General features: G+C 32.1%; 12 protein-coding genes and 1 rRNA gene. 7 read left to right on the top strand and 6 right to left on the bottom strand.

Annotated features, from left to right (window positions below; genetic code table 11):
* The first annotated feature begins 81 nt into the window (after positions 1 to 81).
* Positions 82 to 191: ribosomal RNA gene (gene rrf / locus OZP08_RS19195) — 5S ribosomal RNA — on the top strand.
* A gap of 541 nt (positions 192 to 732) precedes the next feature.
* On the opposite strand, the gene OZP08_RS19190 is transcribed toward rrf, so the two are convergent.
* The 3 genes from OZP08_RS19190 to htpG all read right to left on the bottom strand — a co-directional run bounded on the left by OZP08_RS19190 (position 733) and on the right by htpG (position 5,232).
* Positions 733 to 1,545, bottom strand: a complete 813-nt coding sequence (locus OZP08_RS19190) for a hypothetical protein (protein ID WP_268847650.1) — start codon at positions 1,543 to 1,545, stop codon at positions 733 to 735.
* 262 nt (positions 1,546 to 1,807) lie between these two features.
* Positions 1,808 to 3,001: a pYEATS domain-containing protein gene (locus tag OZP08_RS19185; protein ID WP_281322622.1), complete on the bottom strand. Its 1,194-nt coding sequence runs from the start codon at positions 2,999 to 3,001 to the stop codon at positions 1,808 to 1,810.
* A 344-nt stretch (positions 3,002 to 3,345) separates the two neighbouring features.
* Positions 3,346 to 5,232, bottom strand: coding sequence for a molecular chaperone HtpG (htpG, locus tag OZP08_RS19180; RefSeq protein ID WP_281322621.1), 1,887 nt, complete (start codon positions 5,230 to 5,232; stop codon positions 3,346 to 3,348).
* Between the two features lie 171 nt (positions 5,233 to 5,403).
* Between htpG and OZP08_RS19175 the strand changes: the two genes are divergently transcribed.
* The 4 genes from OZP08_RS19175 to OZP08_RS19160 all read left to right on the top strand — a co-directional run bounded on the left by OZP08_RS19175 (position 5,404) and on the right by OZP08_RS19160 (position 9,185).
* Positions 5,404 to 5,916, top strand: coding sequence for a lipocalin family protein (locus OZP08_RS19175; protein WP_268847647.1), 513 nt, complete (start codon positions 5,404 to 5,406; stop codon positions 5,914 to 5,916).
* 17 nt (positions 5,917 to 5,933) lie between these two features.
* Entirely contained in the window at positions 5,934 to 6,614 is a 681-nt protein-coding gene (locus OZP08_RS19170) for a YiaD family glycine zipper/OmpA-like lipoprotein (protein WP_268847646.1), read from the top strand.
* Positions 6,615 to 6,740: 126 nt separating this feature from the next.
* Positions 6,741 to 7,685, top strand: coding sequence for an ABC transporter ATP-binding protein (locus tag OZP08_RS19165; protein WP_281322620.1), 945 nt, complete (start codon positions 6,741 to 6,743; stop codon positions 7,683 to 7,685).
* A 492-nt stretch (positions 7,686 to 8,177) separates the two neighbouring features.
* Complete coding sequence (locus tag OZP08_RS19160; RefSeq protein ID WP_268847644.1) at positions 8,178 to 9,185, top strand: 3-oxoacyl-ACP synthase III family protein; 1,008 nt, start codon at positions 8,178 to 8,180, stop codon at positions 9,183 to 9,185.
* Positions 9,186 to 9,300: 115 nt separating this feature from the next.
* Here the strand turns inward: OZP08_RS19160 and OZP08_RS19155 are convergent, their stop codons facing one another.
* Entirely contained in the window at positions 9,301 to 11,643 is a 2,343-nt protein-coding gene (locus tag OZP08_RS19155; protein ID WP_281322619.1) for a TonB-dependent receptor, read from the bottom strand.
* Between the two features lie 348 nt (positions 11,644 to 11,991).
* Between OZP08_RS19155 and argS the strand changes: the two genes are divergently transcribed.
* Positions 11,992 to 13,770, top strand: coding sequence for an arginine--tRNA ligase (argS, locus tag OZP08_RS19150; protein ID WP_281322618.1), 1,779 nt, complete (start codon positions 11,992 to 11,994; stop codon positions 13,768 to 13,770).
* Between the two features lie 75 nt (positions 13,771 to 13,845).
* Here the strand turns inward: argS and OZP08_RS19145 are convergent, their stop codons facing one another.
* A complete protein-coding gene (locus OZP08_RS19145; protein ID WP_268847641.1) occupies positions 13,846 to 14,190 on the bottom strand; it encodes a DUF6686 family protein in 345 nt (114 codons plus the stop codon).
* Between the two features lie 16 nt (positions 14,191 to 14,206).
* Positions 14,207 to 15,118 carry a DUF6607 family protein gene (locus tag OZP08_RS19140; protein WP_268847640.1) on the bottom strand — a complete coding sequence of 304 codons (912 nt, stop codon included), beginning with the start codon at positions 15,116 to 15,118 and terminating at the stop codon, positions 14,207 to 14,209.
* Between the two features lie 116 nt (positions 15,119 to 15,234).
* Here OZP08_RS19140 and OZP08_RS19135 point away from each other — a divergent pair, with 116 nt between their 5' ends.
* Entirely contained in the window at positions 15,235 to 17,346 is a 2,112-nt protein-coding gene (locus OZP08_RS19135; RefSeq protein ID WP_281322617.1) for a TonB-dependent receptor plug domain-containing protein, read from the top strand.
* Positions 17,347 to 17,360: the final 14 nt, after the last annotated feature.

The raw sequence follows: 17,360 nt of genomic DNA, 5'->3' as shown, positions 1-17,360 counted from the left end.
TTTATGTTCTTTATCTCAGTATGTTAAGATATTGTGTAATGTTGTTCCGAATACGTCGGAATACCCATTGCAAAACGACCTTAAGGTGGTTATTGCGGCGGGGCTCACCTCTTCCCATCCCGAACAGAGTAGTTAAGCCCGCCTGCGCAGATGGTACTGCAGTTATGTGGGAGAGTATGTCGTCGCCTTTCTTTTGAAAACCCCGTTTCTAACGAAACGGGGTTTTTTGTTTTACAAAATATCCATCTCGTGATTGCAAACCAATAACAAATCCCAAGTATTAATCGATATGCTGAGCGATAAGCATTGAAAATCATGTGGTTTTTAGCCAAGTATGGTTTTGAAATTGCTCAAGCTTGTTTTGAATACCAGATTGCATGAGGGATAGGAATAGCATCCTTTTCTTTTCTTTTCTTTCTTTTGGAAAAGAAAAAATATGATGGACAGCCCGACCCGGAGGGGCATGCAATAATAGAAAACATATTGGATTTAGGTATTTTTTGTGATGTGGTTAGCTGAGATTGAGTAGTTTGGAGAGAATTTATAAAGAACGAGAGTATAAGTTCTTTTGTATATATTTTCAATATTTCATTTTGAATTTAAAATATCCCAACTTATTAGATTTATTTATGAGTATAGTTGGTATTCTATTGAGATTATTTATAAAAAAAGAGGCTGTCTTTTCAGACAGCCTCTCTCTAGGTATTTTAAATATTTTATAATATTACATAATTACAATGTAATAGGAAAGACTATTCCGTTTTGTGTATAGGTTGCTTTGTTATCACAATCACCATTGCCATAGTCGATTACTCCATTTAAAAGTGTGCTTTCTACTTTTAATTTTCCTTTTGAAACATAATCACATGAATAATTCTTGATTAATGATTCAATAACAGTTACTGTTATTTTAGCGCCATTTTCTTTTGTAACGGTGTGAGTTCCTTCTGTCATTTCATAGGTGTTGTCATCTAATGAAAGAGTTGAAACACCCGCAGTTTGTTTGATAGTATGTGTTCCTGAGTTTGTAAATATATCACCTTTGGTATCAGTAAGTTTTCCATTAGTAATCGTTCTTGTCCATTGTGGTGTGTTTGGGCTTGAGGTTGTGTTTTTATAAACTATTGTACCTTCAACTTTATTTCCGTTAACATAATAGTTTACTCTTTCTATAGTCATTGTACTTCCAGTTTCAGTAACTAAGCCAGAAAATGTGATTTTCAATTTACCTTTTCTAACGATATTGTTTACTGTACATCCATCTCCAAAATTAACATAAAAGGTTTTAGGAAAAGTTGTTGTTTGCGGATCCATGGTAACTACTGCACAAGAAGCAGTTAATGATTTTTCTGTTTTTTTAGCGGTTAATTTTTCAAAAGAGATTTGAGTTCCTGTTTGAATGTCTAATTCGTTAACTAAGTCAATTGAGGCTGACGCTACTACAGGGCTTGTATCTGATGCAGTGGTAATATCATCTTTGGTACAGGATAGAACTGTTAGAGCTAAAGCACTTACTACAGGAAATAAAAATTTAATTTTTCTCATAAAAATTAGTTTTAGGGTTAAGTTTAATATTTGGGTATGCGAATATAAAAATATTTTTTAGAAGATGGGATTATGAGGAGATAATCGTGTGCTAAGTGGTTTGTATGTAGGTAAATGCATATGTTTTTTAGTTTCGATTTTTTTTTGATCTTTAACTATTCTGATGTATCAATAACGATAGGTCTACCAAAATCAAAATTTTAAAAACTGTAGTGATATAATGCAATTGTATTCGTAAATAACCTTTACTTAATTTTGATTGCTAATGATTTTTAAAATAATAAGAAACATTTGGTAACTCAGCTAAATTGAGTTCTAATTCGGTTGTGCCTTTATCTACAAAAGCACCAATGGTAAACGATTCATAGGAATATAAATCAAGTTCAGCAGATTGATTTTCTACTTTTATAAGACGGAAAGGAGGTGCTCCAAATGTATTGTGTAATGCAAAAAGAACTAAATCGGATGTGTCTAAAGGGTTGTCTGGATTTGTAGAGATTACTTTTAGTTTGATTTTATACAACCCCTTTGCTTCTTCAATAACTGTAGCTGTTAATTGTCTTTCATTATGTATGGCGAGTTTTCCCCATTGTCCATTTTGTGGATCGTTGTCATTAAAGGTTAATCCTTTTTGGAGCTTTAATTTTGCATCAGCTACCATTTTGTCAATATATTGTTCAATGGTTTTCTTGTTGTCATTTACATCTTTGGAAGCTATCATTTTTTTAATTATAGATTCCTTGTTAATTTGAAGTATTTCGGGCTCATTAATTTTTTTTAGCAACACTTTTGTGATTTGTTCTTTATCTTTTAGAATGTTCTCTATTTGATTAATTTTTAAGTTTTTTTGATCGTTATCTTCTTTTATCTTAATGACTTTTTCTTTTTCTTCTTCAAGTGCTTTATATATCAAACGCTCATTGGCTTTTTTGTATTTATTTGATAATACCAACCGCATATAATTATAGCCAATATACAGTCCTAAAAATCCAAAATAAATGACAGTACCTATGGTATAAATATTTAATAATTCGCTTTTATATTTTGTTGATGCACTAACATATTCTCCTAGATTTATAAAATAACTTGGGATTTCTTTTAGATTGATTAATCCAAGCCCGACCATTATTTTTGTTAGCCAATCGGATACATCTACCAAACTATTATTAAAAGCCTGATCATTTTCTTTACCAGTTTCTTTGTTTCGTTTTGGCATACCAAATAATGTACCTATAAAGAAAGAAGCGATAAATGAAGCTAAAGCGAGCAACAGTCCTATAAAAATTATTCGACCACCTATTTCTGGAATAAAAATCGGGTACCCAACTACAGGGACCAATCCTAAAAACAATCCCATATACAGTGTAAGAGTGATGGAGGTTTCAGCATCCTTAGCTATTACTTTTGCCTCTTCTATTTCTTTTTGATTTCCAACTTGATCATTGTCGTTTTTCATATGAAGATGATATTAGTTTTTTAGAAAGAACATGATTTCACTATTCTTCATTCAAATTTTTGATTTTTGAATATATAGCGATTCTATAAGAACAAGGATTTAAGCATTTATTTGCAGTATTTTTAGTCATGAACTGCATTTGTCTTAATTGTAATAGATTCTAAAGTTATGAAAAAATTAACATAAAATATGGATGTAAATACCTATTTGTTAGTTAATTGGCTCCAGGTAGTTTTTTTATGACAAGAATTGAGTTCCATAAAAAAAACCTGCAAGTATATACTTGCAGGTTTTGGAATTCAACTTTGTCAGTTTTTTATCCCGTCAAAGTTTTGTTTTAATTCTTATTTTATCAAATCAAAACTTCTTTTTACAAAAGCGGTTAAAGCTTCTCCTTTTAATAAGTTTTGAGATAATTTAGCTAAATCTAAAGCTTGTTTTACTAAGCTTTCCTGAGCTAATTTGTCAGTATTGTTTAATATGCTTAAAGCTAAATCAGAGTTGCTGTTAACAACCAAATTATACATTTCAGGCATATTCCCCATTCCGAACATTCCTCCACCACCTGTTTGGCTCATTTCTTTCATTCTGCGCATGAATTCAGGTTGCGTGATGATAAATGGAGCCGCATCACTATCTAAAGCTTCTAGTTGTACAGTGTAAGTTTGTTTTGGAACAATAGTTTCAAGAACAGTTTTTAAACTTTCTTTTTCCTCTTCAGATAATTTAGAAATGGCATTTTCTTCTTTCTTGATTAAATTATCAATGTGGTCAGAATCGACACGAACAAAATGCATATCGCTGTTATCGCCTTCAATTTTTTGAATTAAGTGAGAGATAATTGGAGAATCTAAAAGTAAAACTTCGTAACCTTTGTCTTTTGCTATCTCGATGTAAGAGTGTTGTGCTTCCTTATTCCCAGCGTATAAGACAACTAATTTTCCGTTTTTATCAGTTTGTTTTTCTTTTAGGTTTTCTTTTAATTCTTCTAGCGTGAAGTATTTGTCATCTACTGTTGGGTATAAAACAAAAGCTCCTGCTTTTTCGTAGAATTTATCCTCAGAAAGCATTCCGTATTCCAGAACGATTTTAATATCATTCCATTTTTTCTCAAAATCTTCTCTGTTTTCGTTGAATAAAGATTTTAATTTATCGGCAACTTTACGAGTGATATAGTTAGAAATTTTCTTTACAGCACCATCTGCTTGTAATCCTGAACGAGAAACATTCAATGGAATGTCTGGAGAATCAACAACACCACGAAGCATCATCAAGAATTCAGGTACAATTCCTTCTACGTTATCTGTTACATAAACTTGATTTTGGAATAATTGAATTTTGTCTCTCTGAATTTGCATATCAGATCCCAGTTTTGGGAAATACAAAATACCAGTTAAATTAAATGGATAATCTACATTTAAGTGAATATGAAACAATGGTTCTTCAAACTGCATTGGATACATCTCACGATAGAAATTTTTATAATCCTCATCCGATAATTCTGTTGGTTGTTTAGTCCAGGCTGGGTTAGGGTTGTTGATGATATTGTCAATTTCTACTGTTTCTGCAACATAATCCTCTGGTGCATCTTCCGGTTTTGGAAGCGTTTCAGTTTTTGTTCCAAATTTAATTGGAATAGGCATAAACTTATTGTACTTATTCAATAAGCCTGAAATTTTAGATTCTTCCAAGAATTCTAAAGAATCTTCGGCAACATGTAAAATAATTTCAGTTCCTCTGGTAGTTTTGTCAGCTGGCTCTAATGAGAACTCTGGGCTTCCGTCACATGTCCAGTGAGCAGCTGGTTCATCTTTGTATGATTTGGTGATAATTTCAACTTTCTCTGCAACCATGAAAGCAGAATAAAAACCAAGACCAAAATGACCAATAATACCAGAATCTTTGGCAGAATCTTTATATTTATCGAGGAATTCTTCAGCTCCAGAAAAAGCCACTTGATTGATGTATTTTTCTACTTCATCAGCGGTCATTCCTAATCCTTGATCAATGATGTGGATTTTTTTTGCTTCCTTGTCAATTTTAACTTCTATAATTGGTGTACCATATTCAACGTTGGCTTCACCAATACTAGTAAGGTGTTTTAGTTTTAAAGTCGCATCGGTTCCGTTTGAAATCAATTCACGCAAGAAAATTTCGTGATCACTGTATAAGAACTTCTTGATTAGAGGAAAGATGTTTTCAACTGAAACATTAATTTTACCTGTTGTCATGTTTTTTATATTTATTAAATGGTTTTACAATTGGTTAAATTATATTTCAAATAGGATACCAATTAGTTAGGGAGTGACAAATTGTCGTAGGTAAATTATATAACAAAAAAATAATTTTTAATCAATTTGATATGTATCTTTGTAGGTACATTAATTTAAAAATGAAATAAAATGAGAAAAATTCTGTTATTATGCTCGATGGCCATTTTGGTTTTTGCATGTAAATCTGCACCTACACCGCCTGCTACGCCACAGCCGGTTTCTAATGCTCCAATGACAAAATTAGATAAGACTTCTCAAGTTGGTATGAAAGGAAATTGGGAGATTACCAAAGTAGTATATCCGGGTTCTGACTATATTAAAGTAAATTCTTTTAATCTTGCTGATTCAAAATGTTTTATAGGAAGTACATGGAAATTTATTTCAAACAATAATAAAGGAACCATGACTTTGAACAATTCAAATTGTACTGCTTTTACGTCAGATATCACATGGTATGTGAATAAAGAGGGGCAGTTTGTTTTGAAAATATTAGATGAAGGACTAAAGTCTAAGAAAGTGAAAACCGGATTTGTCCTTGGAGTAAGAAATCAATCAGAGAATGAGTTTCAATTGGTTGATAAAATAAATGTTGGAGGTAAAGATACAGATGTTGTTTACCAATTTCAAAGAGCTACTAATTAATATATAATATGATGAAGATGAAAAAAATAGCAATTTTAGGATTAAGCAGTTTATTGGTACTAAGTTTTCTTTTTACAAGCTGCGAATCAGTGAAAAATGCCAATAATACGCAAAAAGGAGCTGGTATTGGTGCAATTGCAGGAGGAGTTATTGGAGGAATAATTGGTGCAAATTCAGGACATGCCGCAGCTGGTGCTGCTATTGGTGCTGCTATTGGTGGTGGAACTGGAGCACTTATCGGAAATAGCATGGATAAACAGGCAAGAGAAATTGATGAGGCACTTCCTGGAGCCGATGTTGAAAGAGTAGGTGAAGGAATTCGTTTGGTTTTAAAAGAGGATGCTGTTCGTTTTGATGTAAATAAATCTACTTTAACCGCTCAAGCAAAAGCCAATTTAGATAAGCTAGTTCCAGTATTTAAAGAATATGGTGATACTAATATTGAAATTTTTGGTTATACAGATAATACAGGAAAACCAGAATACAACTTAACACTTTCTCAAAAAAGAGCAGAATCTGTAAAAATGTATTTAATATCGAAAGGATTAGTGTCTAGCCGTTTCAAAACATCTGGTTTTGGTATTGCAGACCCAATTGCTACGAATGACACCCCAGATGGTAGAAGTCAAAATCGTCGTGTGGAATTTGCCATTACTGCTAATCAAAAAATGATTGATGACGCCAAAAAGAAGCAATAAGGATTGATCTTCTTATTAAAAAAACTGCTTCATTGAAGCAGTTTTTTTTTGGATATAAATCAATTATAAACATATTTTTTTTAGTAAAGGAGTTATATTTGTCTTTTCAAATTTTAATGTCATAGAATGCTTCAGGTTCAAAATATTTCATTCGGCTATACCGAAAAAATCATTATTCAAAATGTTGATTTCACAGTTGCCAAAGGGCAGAATATAGCAATTCTAGGTGAGAGTGGTTGTGGAAAGAGCACGCTCTTAAAGCTTATCTATGGCATGTATGATTTAGGCGAAGGCCGCATTTTTTATAATGAAACGGAGATAAAAGGACCTAAATACAATTTGATTCCCGGAATGCCGTTCATGAAATATTTGGCTCAAGATTTTGATTTAATGCCTTATGAAACGGTAGCCGAAAATGTTGGTAAGTTTCTTTCGAATGGTTTTTTACCTCTAAAAAAACTACGTGTCCAAGAATTATTGGAGATGGTTGAAATGACTGAATTTGCTCATGTAAAAGCGAAGCTATTAAGTGGTGGTCAGCAACAACGTATTGCATTAGCAAGAGTTTTGGCTTTAGAACCAGAAGTTTTGTTACTTGATGAGCCTTTTAGCCATATTGATAATTTTAGAAAAAACGCCTTGCGTAGAAACCTTTTTGCTTACTTAAAGAAAAAGGGAATTACTTGTTTTATTGCAACTCATGATAGTACAGATGCCTTATCATTTTCTGATGAAACTATAGTTTTGCACCAAGGAAGAATTATAGAAAAAGGACCATCGGCGGAGGTTTATACTTATCCTTTAAATAAATATGTTGCTTCTCTTTTTGGAGAAGTAAATGAACTGAAATTGTCACAATTAATGCCAATTGAAGGAGAGGATGAGATTGTTTTATTGTATCCGCATCAATTAAAAATTGATCCAAACGGTTCTTTACGAGCAATAGTAAAGCAATCTTTTTTTAAGGGTAGCCGTTATTTGATTAAAGCAGCTTTTGATAGAAAAGCTATTTTTTTTGAGCATGAAACTGCTTTAGAACTCAATCAAGAAGTAGTGTTGAGGATTATTTAATGAGTTCTGAACTTTAAAAGTTTATAATAAAATTATTTATATAAGAAAGAGACAGTTTCCGGACTGTCTCTTTTTTTATTGAAAAGTTGGGTTTTCTATTTTAGTTTTTTAAATATTTTTCCATGAATTGATCTTGCTCCCAGAGTAAATGAATAATATTTTCTTTTGTACACTAACAGTGAGATTCTTTGGGTAATATAACCTTCTAACCTTTTTAGAACTTGAAAATAGTACTTAGTCAGTAAGACAAAGCGCCGTTAGGTTTTGTGGTTCCTTTACTAATTATTAGAAAAGAAGTGTCATGGTGTGCAGTATATCCTTTCTTCTGGAAAAAAAGATACAGTAGTATAGCAGGAAATAGAAGATTCTGCGAAGTAAAATAGCTCCCGAAAAATTAAAAAATGAATATCGCTAAAAAAATAGTAATTTGTCATTAGATATTTTAAAAGATATTTAAATTTGTAATCTTCATTTTAATAATATAACAAAAGTATGTACCATTCAAAAATAACGGGATTGGGATATTATGTCCCAGACAATGTAGTGACTAATGATGATTTGTCTAAAATTATAGATACCAATGACGAATGGATTCAAGAAAGAACAGGAATTCAGGAGAGAAGACATATCATTCGTGGAGAAGACACAACTACATCAATGGGTGTAAAAGCTGCTAAAATAGCTATAGAGCGTTCAGGTGTAGCTGCAGAGGATATTGATTTTGTTGTTTTTGCAACATTGAGCCCTGATTACTATTTTCCAGGACCAGGAGTTTTGGTACAACGCGATTTAGGATTAAGAACAGTTGGAGCGTTAGATGTGAGAAATCAATGTTCCGGTTTTGTTTATGCTCTTTCTGTAGCTGACCAATATATTAAGACAGGAATGTATAAAAATATCCTAGTTATTGGTTCCGAAGTGCATTCTACAGGATTAGATATGACAACACGTGGAAGAAGTGTTTCAGTAATTTTTGGTGATGGGGCAGGAGCTGCCATTTTGAGCAGAGAAGAAGATTTAACTAAAGGGATTTTATCTACTCATTTACATTCTGAAGGATTGCATGCAGAAGAATTAGCACTTACAGCACCAGGAATGGGGGCGCGTTGGGTAACTGATATTATTGCCGATAATAATCCGGATGATGAAAGCTATTTCCCGTACATGAATGGGCAATTTGTATTTAAAAATGCAGTGGTTCGTTTTGCAGAAGTAATTAATGAAGGTTTGGAGGCTAATAATTTGAATGTTTCGGATATTGATATGTTAATTCCTCATCAAGCCAATTTGAGAATATCTCAGTTTATACAAAAGAAATTTGAACTGAATGATGATCAAGTATTTAATAACATTCAGAAATACGGGAATACAACAGCAGCTTCTATTCCGATTGCTTTGACGGAAGCTTGGGAACAAGGGAAAATAAAATCAGGAGACACTGTGGTTTTAGCTGCTTTCGGAAGTGGATTTACTTGGGCAAGCGCGATTATAAAATGGTAATTCGACTTTGTTTCTAAAAGTTTAATAGAAGCGATAAAGTATTTAAAAATAAGAAACCCCAGAGTTGGCATACTCTGGGGTTTCTTTCTTTGCAACAAATTATTAAAACTAATCTTTAGAACCCACCACTTCCTTGGGTTTCGTTTTTATCCCTTGCTTTTCTTTGAATTGCTTTATTTTTTCCAGTTCCAAAACGATAGTTAAAACCTATATATGCAGTTTGGCTTTCCCAGTGAAATTCACCAGTTTGTACTTTTGGTCTTGTAGCATCAAATTCAAAATGCATACTGTCAAATAAGTCACTTACTCGAGCTGTTATTGTTCCGCTTCCTTTTAACACGGTAAGGCTAGAACCTAAATCTACTTTCCACATTGGTTTTCTAAGGAATTGTAATCCTAAATCTTCACCTCTGTACATTCCTGTTAATTGAAAACGTAAATTTTTACTAGCTTTAAAGGTGTTACTAATACGAGAATTGAAAGTAGTTACATTTACTTCTACATATTCAGTTTCTACATATCCTTTTGTTTTTTTGTTGTACATGTCAAAACTAATATTGGCAGTATACCATTTTGTAAAATCTAGGTTTCCTGAAAGTTCAACTCCATAAGCATTATTATCACCTAAGTTGGCATACGATAAAATTAATTTTTCTGTGTCATTAGGGTTTTCAGTAAGAGTTCTTGTAATCTCGTCATTAATTTGACGGTAGAATACTCCCGAAGTGATAGAACCTATTTTAGTTTTTCTAGTATAATTTAATTCGATCGAATTGGTAAATTGAGGATACAAATCTGGATTTCCTTCAGAAGTTATTTGAGGTGTACTCCATTGGCGTATCGGATTTACTTGGTCTATACTTGGTCTGTCTACACGTTTTGAGATACTAAGATTAAAGGAGTCATTATCATTTGGTGTATAGTTTAAAAAACCAGAAGGATAAACCGTGAATAAATCATCATTAAAAGTACCGTCAGCTTCATTCAGTTTTTGGAATAATGCATCGGCAGTGTACTTTTCAAATCGCGCTCCTACTTGTGCGTTCCATTTTTTCCATTGTTTGGAAAAAGTTGTATAGGCTGAATAAATCTTTCTTTCATAATTAAAATTTGAATTGGTACTATTGGCACTATACTCATGAAAATCATTTTTAGTGTTTTCAATTCGAGTTTCTAATCCGGCTTCCAATTTGATGGTTTCAGTCAAGGGGTTAGTGTAATCCAAATTAAGCAAAACGTTTTCACCTTTATTATTGACATCATTTATGGAAGGAACATTATATACAGTGTTTTCGGTATCTTTACTGTTACTGTAATTGCCTTCAAATTCTAAAGTATGCCCCTCTTTTTTGAATTTTTTCTTGTAATCTAAATTATAAGTTTGGGTGTAATTGTCTGTTTTACTATCAAATGTTTGTAGGAGATCTGTTCTTGAAGGATTTGTAAAATCTACTGTTACACGTGAGTTTCCGCTTCCATTATCAATATTTTGCGTAGTGTAAATAGAAATTGTGTTAGTATCATTAAGATAATAGTCTAAACCAACTTTGGCTAGATGCGCATTATTGTCATTATTAAGATTGAAATCTTGATAATTTTCTTCATTAGGTTCAAATGATTGTACATTTCCATAGTTATGGTGTTTTCCGGTAGTTAAACCATAATTACCATACATGTTAATTTTTCCGTTACGGTAATTCATATCAAAAGATGAATTTGTTTTTGGAGTTTCTCCAAAGGTAACACCACTATTTATACTTCCGTTAAAACCTATTTTAGCATTTTTGTTCAATACAATATTGATAATTCCACTCATTCCTTCAGGATTGTATTTGGCGGATGGGTTGGTAATTAATTCAATTTGTTTGATTGAAGTAGATGGGATTTGTTGCAATAACTGTGATGCATCAACAGTAGATGGTTTACCATCTACAAATACCCTAACATTAGAATTTCCTCTAAGACTCACCGCGTTGGTTTGTGGATCAACACTTACTGAGGGAATGTTGTTCATGATTTCGGCTGCAGTTGCTCCTGCGCTTAGTAAATCTTTACCAACATTAATGACTTTTCGATCTGTTTTTTGTTCAATTAATGAATGCTCTTTAACAATGTCAACTGATTGAAGTTGTGTAGCTTCTTCTTCCAAAAGGATATTCATAGAAGAAGTTTTTTTTGCAGTATTCAATTCAAATGAGGTGGTGTATTTTTTGTATCCAATGAATTCTACTTCTAAGGTGTATTTTTTTAATTCTAAGTTTTTAATAGAAAAATTTCCATTGTCATCGGCTACCACACCATTGATTACTTTATCGGCATCTTTTACAACAACAGAAGCGTAAGGAACGGGGGTATTTGTTGTTTTGTTTATCACTTTTCCCGACATAATTCCGGGGTTTTCAGCTTGGGCTATTCCTATAAAACTCAGTAGGAATAATACTAATAGTTTAGTTTTCATAATTTGTTTTTTGATTATTACTTTGATTGACGATTTCACATAAGACTATTTTATAGACTTTTTGTAACAGCATTTTTTGAAAAAAAATAATGGTTTTTACTAATTATTGATGGTAGACTTTGATTTTTAGTAGTTTGTGTTCCAAAAAAAAATTACAAATTTTCGAATTTTTGTTATTTAATTAGGTTTTTTCTTATATTGTCAATAAGGAATCAAAAGCACTATTGTGTGGATTTAGTATTTTACTATAGTTTTTTTGCAATCGAGGTTGAATAGAATTTTTTTATTCATTTTCTATCATTTGGTGAATAAGCCTTATATTTGCACACTTAAAAAAATCAAGTATACATGTCATTATCCAATATTCTTACCCCATCCATAGAGAAAGCTATTCAAACCTTGTTTGATGTAACTATTGAAAAAGTCGAATTTCAAGCTACCAGAAAAGAATTTGAAGGAGATATTACTATGGTTATTTTTCCATTACTTAAATTGGTGAAAAGTAACCCTGTTGAATTAGGGAATAAAATTGGAAATTACCTTGTAGAAAATGTTCCGGAAGTTGCTCGTTTTAACGTAGTTTCTGGATTTCTTAATATTGTTATTGCAGATCAATATTATATGAATTTTTTTAATGAAATCAGAAATATTGACAAATTCGGATTTGTGACACCTTCGGCAAATGACAAAGCGGTGATGGTTGAGTATTCTTCGCCAAACACCAATAAACCATTACACTTAGGACACGTTCGTAATAATTTATTAGGATATTCAGTTGCTGAAATTCTTAAGGCTTCTGGCAAAAAAGTATACAAAACCCAAATCATCAACGATAGAGGAATCCATATTTGTAAGTCAATGTTGGCTTGGCAAAAGTTTGGAAACGGAGAAACTCCTGAATCTACAGGGTTGAAAGGAGATAAATTGGTTGGTAATTATTATGTGGCTTTTGATAAAGCATATAAAGAGGAAATCAATCAATTAATTTCGGAAGGAAAAACAGAAGATGAAGCCAAAAAACAGGCTCCAATTATTCTTGAAGCACAACAAATGCTTTTAGACTGGGAGAATGGTAAACCTGAAGTAATCGCGCTTTGGAAAAACATGAACCAATGGGTTTATGATGGTTTTGCTACTACTTATAAAAATCTTGGAGTGAATTTTGACAGCTTCTATTATGAAAGCAATACTTATTTACTAGGAAAAGATGTAGTTCAAGTAGGATTGGACAAAGGAATTTTCGAAAAAGATCCAGACGGTTCAGTTTGGATTGATTTGACCGATGAAGGATTAGATCGTAAAATTGTTTTACGTTCTGATGGGACAGCGGTTTATATGACACAAGATATTGGAACAGCAATCCAGCGTGTAAAAGACATGCAGGATGTTGGTGGAATGGTGTATACAGTAGGGAATGAGCAAGATTATCATTTCAAAGTATTGTTTCTTATTTTGAAAAAACTTGGTTTTGATTGGGCTTCAAATTTATTTCATTTATCATACGGTATGGTAGATTTACCTTCTGGAAAAATGAAAAGCCGTGAAGGAACTGTAGTTGATGCTGATGATTTGATGCAGGAGATGACTGATACAGCTCAAAAAATTGCCGAAGATTTAGGAAAATTAGATTCATACTCAGCAGAAGAAAAATCAAAATTATACAATACAATAGGTCTTGGAGCTCTTAAATACTATATTCTAAAAGTAGATCCAAAAAAACGAATCTTGTTCAATCCAGAAGAGTCTGTTGATTTTGCTGGAAATACGGGACCTTTTATTCAATATACTTACGCTAGAATCCAATCAATTATTCGTAAAGCCGATTTTGATTTTGCAACCAATGCTGGAATTGTGGAGCTTCACGAAAAAGAAAAAGAATTGGTAAAACAACTTGAATTGTTTCCTGAAGTGATACAGAATGCAGCACATAATCATAGCCCAGCTTTAATCGCTAACTATACGTATGAGTTGGTTCGTGAATACAACTCTTTTTACCAAGCCGTTTCTATACTTGGAGAAACTGACTTAAACAAAAAAATATTCAGAGTGCAATTGTCTAAAAAAGTGGCAGATGTTATTGCAGATTCCTTTAGTTTATTAGGAATAAATGTTCCAGAGAGAATGTAATTTTTATAGATAAAACTAAAAATCCGAACTTTTCAGTTCGGATTTTTTTATGTGCGTTTTCTATATTCTTTTTTATCAATTAGAAATAATTAGGTAATTGATATCAACAGGCTTTAAGATTTTGTCTTCACAAACACAATCTACTAAAAATCGTAATTCTTCTAACTCTTTTCTGTTTAACAAAATTATAAAGTTGGATTGCAAAGTTGGAATTGGAATCTTCCTTTCATAAATGGAATGCTGATATTCGGTTTCCCAATAATCAATGTCTATTTGATCCAAATAGTTGGAAAAACTGGTCATTTCAATACTGCTCAAATCAAAAGTCAAATTATTAAACAGTAACTGATACATGTCTCTATCGTGACAATACAGTAGAATACCATTAGAGGTTCGATTTAATATTTTTAGATTGCACATAAGCGTAATTCTTAAATTATTTGATGACGAAAGAATCAATTATAGCGTCAACTTCAGCTTGTGAAGCAGTAGGTTTTAAATCAAATAGAACAGAGAAAAGCGATTTTTTATTTACTTTGTTCTGTAATGACAAATCTTTGTTACTTGCGTAAATTTTCTCCCATTTGCTTCTTACTTTAGCCCAAACTTCGTTGTTGTTTTTCCACCAATTTTGAGCCAATTTGCATTTACTGTCATCTACTTTAGTGTAAATATCTATTCCTTTTTCTTGAGCTAATAAAGCATCTTTTCCATTGACATCTCTAACTAGTTTATCATTGTCTTGCTCATGAATCCAACCAAATGAGGTTATTTCCTGAATGTTTCTTCTTTTTAGCACATTATAATCATTTCTTTTAGTGTGTTCTCTTCTAGGTAAAGGAGCATCAGTAATGTTTTTCCAATAATCAGTTCCGTCTACATGAACCCAGCTTGCAGTTCCTTCATATCTTGGACTATCATCTACTTGAAATACTTTTTGTGTCCATTGACCTTTTACATTTTGTGCTGGTAATTTGTTGAATTTCCAGGTTTGGTCTTTGTAAAATGAGTACAAATCAGTGTTTTCATATAGCCAATCTTGTCTCCAGTGTTTAACAATGTCATTTTCTCCGGTTCCAACAATTAATAAATGTTGCAAAACAATCTTGTTGGGTTGGTTTTCTACCAATTCTACCCATTCTAGTCCGGTATCGTGTTTGGTTTCTGATGGTTTATAATTGATGCTGTCTTTTGAATATTTAAAAGTTTCGATGAAATTAAACTTTACTTCATAACAACCGCACATTGATTTGATAGAATTAATGTCTTGTTGTTTTTTTAGATCTTGACTTTTGCCGGTTTGACTTGCTAATAATGCAATTGAAAATAGAATTGCTTTGATTCTCATAGGGTTAATTTTTAATGAATACTTATTTACAACAAAAATAGTATTTTTATTTAGAACAAATAAAAATAAGGTATATATTTGCAAAAAATTATTAAGAAAGCTTCTAAATAAAGGCAATGAAAATTAAAACTTCTCTTATTATACTACTTCTTTTTTCTTACACTTTTTTCGCCCAGAAAAAAGATACTATTGCGGTAAATAAACTTTCAGAAGTGGTTGTTACAGGGCAGTTCAAACCGCAGTCCATAAAAAAATCGGTTTTTAATGTAAGGTTAATTTCGAGTCAGGATATTCAGAATTTAGCAGCAAATAATTTATCAGATGTTCTGAATCAGTATTTGAATATTACTGTAAAGCCAAGCGGGAATGATGGCAGGTCTACAGTATCAATGTTTGGATTAGATGCACAATATTTTAAAATATTGGTAGATAATGTCCCTTTGGTTAATGAAGCAGGTTTAGGAAATAATACAGATTTGTCCCAAATTAATTTGAATGATATTGAACAAATCGAAATTATAGAAGGTTCAATGGGAGTTACCCACGGAGCCAATGCTGTAAGTGGTGTTTTGAATATCATTACCAAAACATCTTCAAAATACAAATGGGGAATTTCGGCAACTCTCCAAGAAGAAACAGTTGGTAAAGAATACTCGCTTTTTGATAAAGGCCGTCATGTTCAAGCTTTAAAAGTCTCCCATAATTTTGATAATAATTGGTTTGTTTCTATTGGAGCCAATCGGAATGATTTTCAAGGATTTTTGGATAATAAAAAAGGAAAGGATTATGCCGAAAATGATGGGTTGCGTGGTTATACCTGGCTCCCAAAAGAGCAATTAAACACAACGGCATTAGTGTCGTATAGAAAAAATAATTTCAGCGTTTTCTACAAATTTGAATATCTGGATGAAGATGTAGATTATTATGATAGTGCAGTTCAATCAGGTTACAATACTACTTTAGGCTCTTACCGATATGCAAATGACAAACGATATTTGACCAATAGGTATTTTCATCATTTGAATTCAGCTGGAAAATTATTCTCAAAACTCAATTATAATCTTTCCTTTTCAGATCAAAAGCAAGAGCGAGATGTAGAGGCTTTTAGATATTATTTGAGTACACAAACAGAATCTAATAATATCAAAATTAAAGATCAGTCTATGGATGTGCTTTATTCTACAGGAACTTTGAGTAATTTTTTTCCGGATAGTAAAGTTGACTTACAATTAGGATATGAATTTGTGAATAACCTTGGTTTTTCATTAGTTCAAGAGGCTAATAATATATTTGTTCCTATCACGAAACGCATTCAGAATTATGATTTTTTTGTTTCATCAGAGATAAAAGCAACAGAGCGATTTTCGATACGTCCGGGAATTCGATTTTCAGTTCAGTCTATGTTCAAAAATCAATATGCCTCTTCTTTGGGACTGAGATATTTATTTGACAAAGGAGTAGAACTCCGCGGTTCTATGGGTAAATCTTTTAGAACACCCACTTTTCAGGAGTTGTATTCTAAGCTGATTTTTGATGGTCATTTCTTTACAGGAAATGAGAATCTTATTCCGGAAACAAGTACTTCGTATGAAATGAGCATAAAAAAAGAGACAATTAAAGCTTCTGGATTTCAGCTTTATAATATGTTAATGGGGAGTTATTTAGATGTAAACGATAGAATTGATATGGCTCTTGTAGGGTTTAATGAAGATACTGGAAATCCGGAATACCAATACATTAATATCAGTAAATATAAAATGTGGAATATTTCTTCTGTGAATCAATTCAAGAAGAATAATCTGACAATCAATTTTGGAGCGTCAATAATAGGAGTTTCTCAAAAAATCGAAAATCAGATTTTTAGTTCAGATGATAAATTTCTGTATTCTTTTAATTTGAACAGTAGTGTTTCATATAATATTCCGAGCTGGAAAACGATATTTTCTGCCTACTATAAACACAATGGAAAATCACAGCAATTTATAGAAGGCACATCTGAATATTTAATTTCAGAAGTAGATTCAAGTAATTGGCTTGATGCCTCAGTTCGGAAAAATTTCTTGAATAATAAACTCGAAGCTACAATTGGGGCAAGAAACTTATTTGATATAAAAAATGTGAATCAAACAAAGACTGCTGGAGGAGCAGGTCATGCATCTTCGGGTGAAGTTTTGATGGCTTACGGGCGCTCTTATTTTTTAAAATTAACATATAACCTTAACCTTTAATTTAAATATAATTA

It is taken from the genome of Flavobacterium aestivum (assembly GCF_026870175.2).
GTDB classification, from domain to species: Bacteria; Bacteroidota; Bacteroidia; order Flavobacteriales; family Flavobacteriaceae; genus Flavobacterium; species Flavobacterium aestivum.
Note: the sequence above shows the minus strand (reverse complement) of the source record. Positions and strands in the feature narration are given on the sequence as shown.

What these genes read in the sequence shown, in the direction of transcription:
- OZP08_RS19190 (WP_268847650.1), bottom strand. Translation starts at nt 1,545, where the DNA reads ATGAGAAAAATTAAATTTTTATTTCCTGTAGTAAGTGCTTTAGCTCTA.
- OZP08_RS19185 (WP_281322622.1), bottom strand. Translation starts at nt 3,001, where the DNA reads ATGAAAAACGACAATGATCAAGTTGGAAATCAAAAAGAAATAGAAGAG.
- htpG (WP_281322621.1), bottom strand. Translation starts at nt 5,232, where the DNA reads ATGACAACAGGTAAAATTAATGTTTCAGTTGAAAACATCTTTCCTCTA.
- OZP08_RS19175 (WP_268847647.1), top strand. Translation starts at nt 5,404, where the DNA reads ATGAGAAAAATTCTGTTATTATGCTCGATGGCCATTTTGGTTTTTGCA.
- OZP08_RS19170 (WP_268847646.1), top strand. Translation starts at nt 5,934, where the DNA reads ATGAAAAAAATAGCAATTTTAGGATTAAGCAGTTTATTGGTACTAAGT.
- OZP08_RS19165 (WP_281322620.1), top strand. Translation starts at nt 6,741, where the DNA reads ATGCTTCAGGTTCAAAATATTTCATTCGGCTATACCGAAAAAATCATT.
- OZP08_RS19160 (WP_268847644.1), top strand. Translation starts at nt 8,178, where the DNA reads ATGTACCATTCAAAAATAACGGGATTGGGATATTATGTCCCAGACAAT.
- OZP08_RS19155 (WP_281322619.1), bottom strand. Translation starts at nt 11,643, where the DNA reads ATGAAAACTAAACTATTAGTATTATTCCTACTGAGTTTTATAGGAATA.
- argS (WP_281322618.1), top strand. Translation starts at nt 11,992, where the DNA reads ATGTCATTATCCAATATTCTTACCCCATCCATAGAGAAAGCTATTCAA.
- OZP08_RS19145 (WP_268847641.1), bottom strand. Translation starts at nt 14,190, where the DNA reads ATGTGCAATCTAAAAATATTAAATCGAACCTCTAATGGTATTCTACTG.
- OZP08_RS19140 (WP_268847640.1), bottom strand. Translation starts at nt 15,118, where the DNA reads ATGAGAATCAAAGCAATTCTATTTTCAATTGCATTATTAGCAAGTCAA.
- OZP08_RS19135 (WP_281322617.1), top strand. Translation starts at nt 15,235, where the DNA reads ATGAAAATTAAAACTTCTCTTATTATACTACTTCTTTTTTCTTACACT.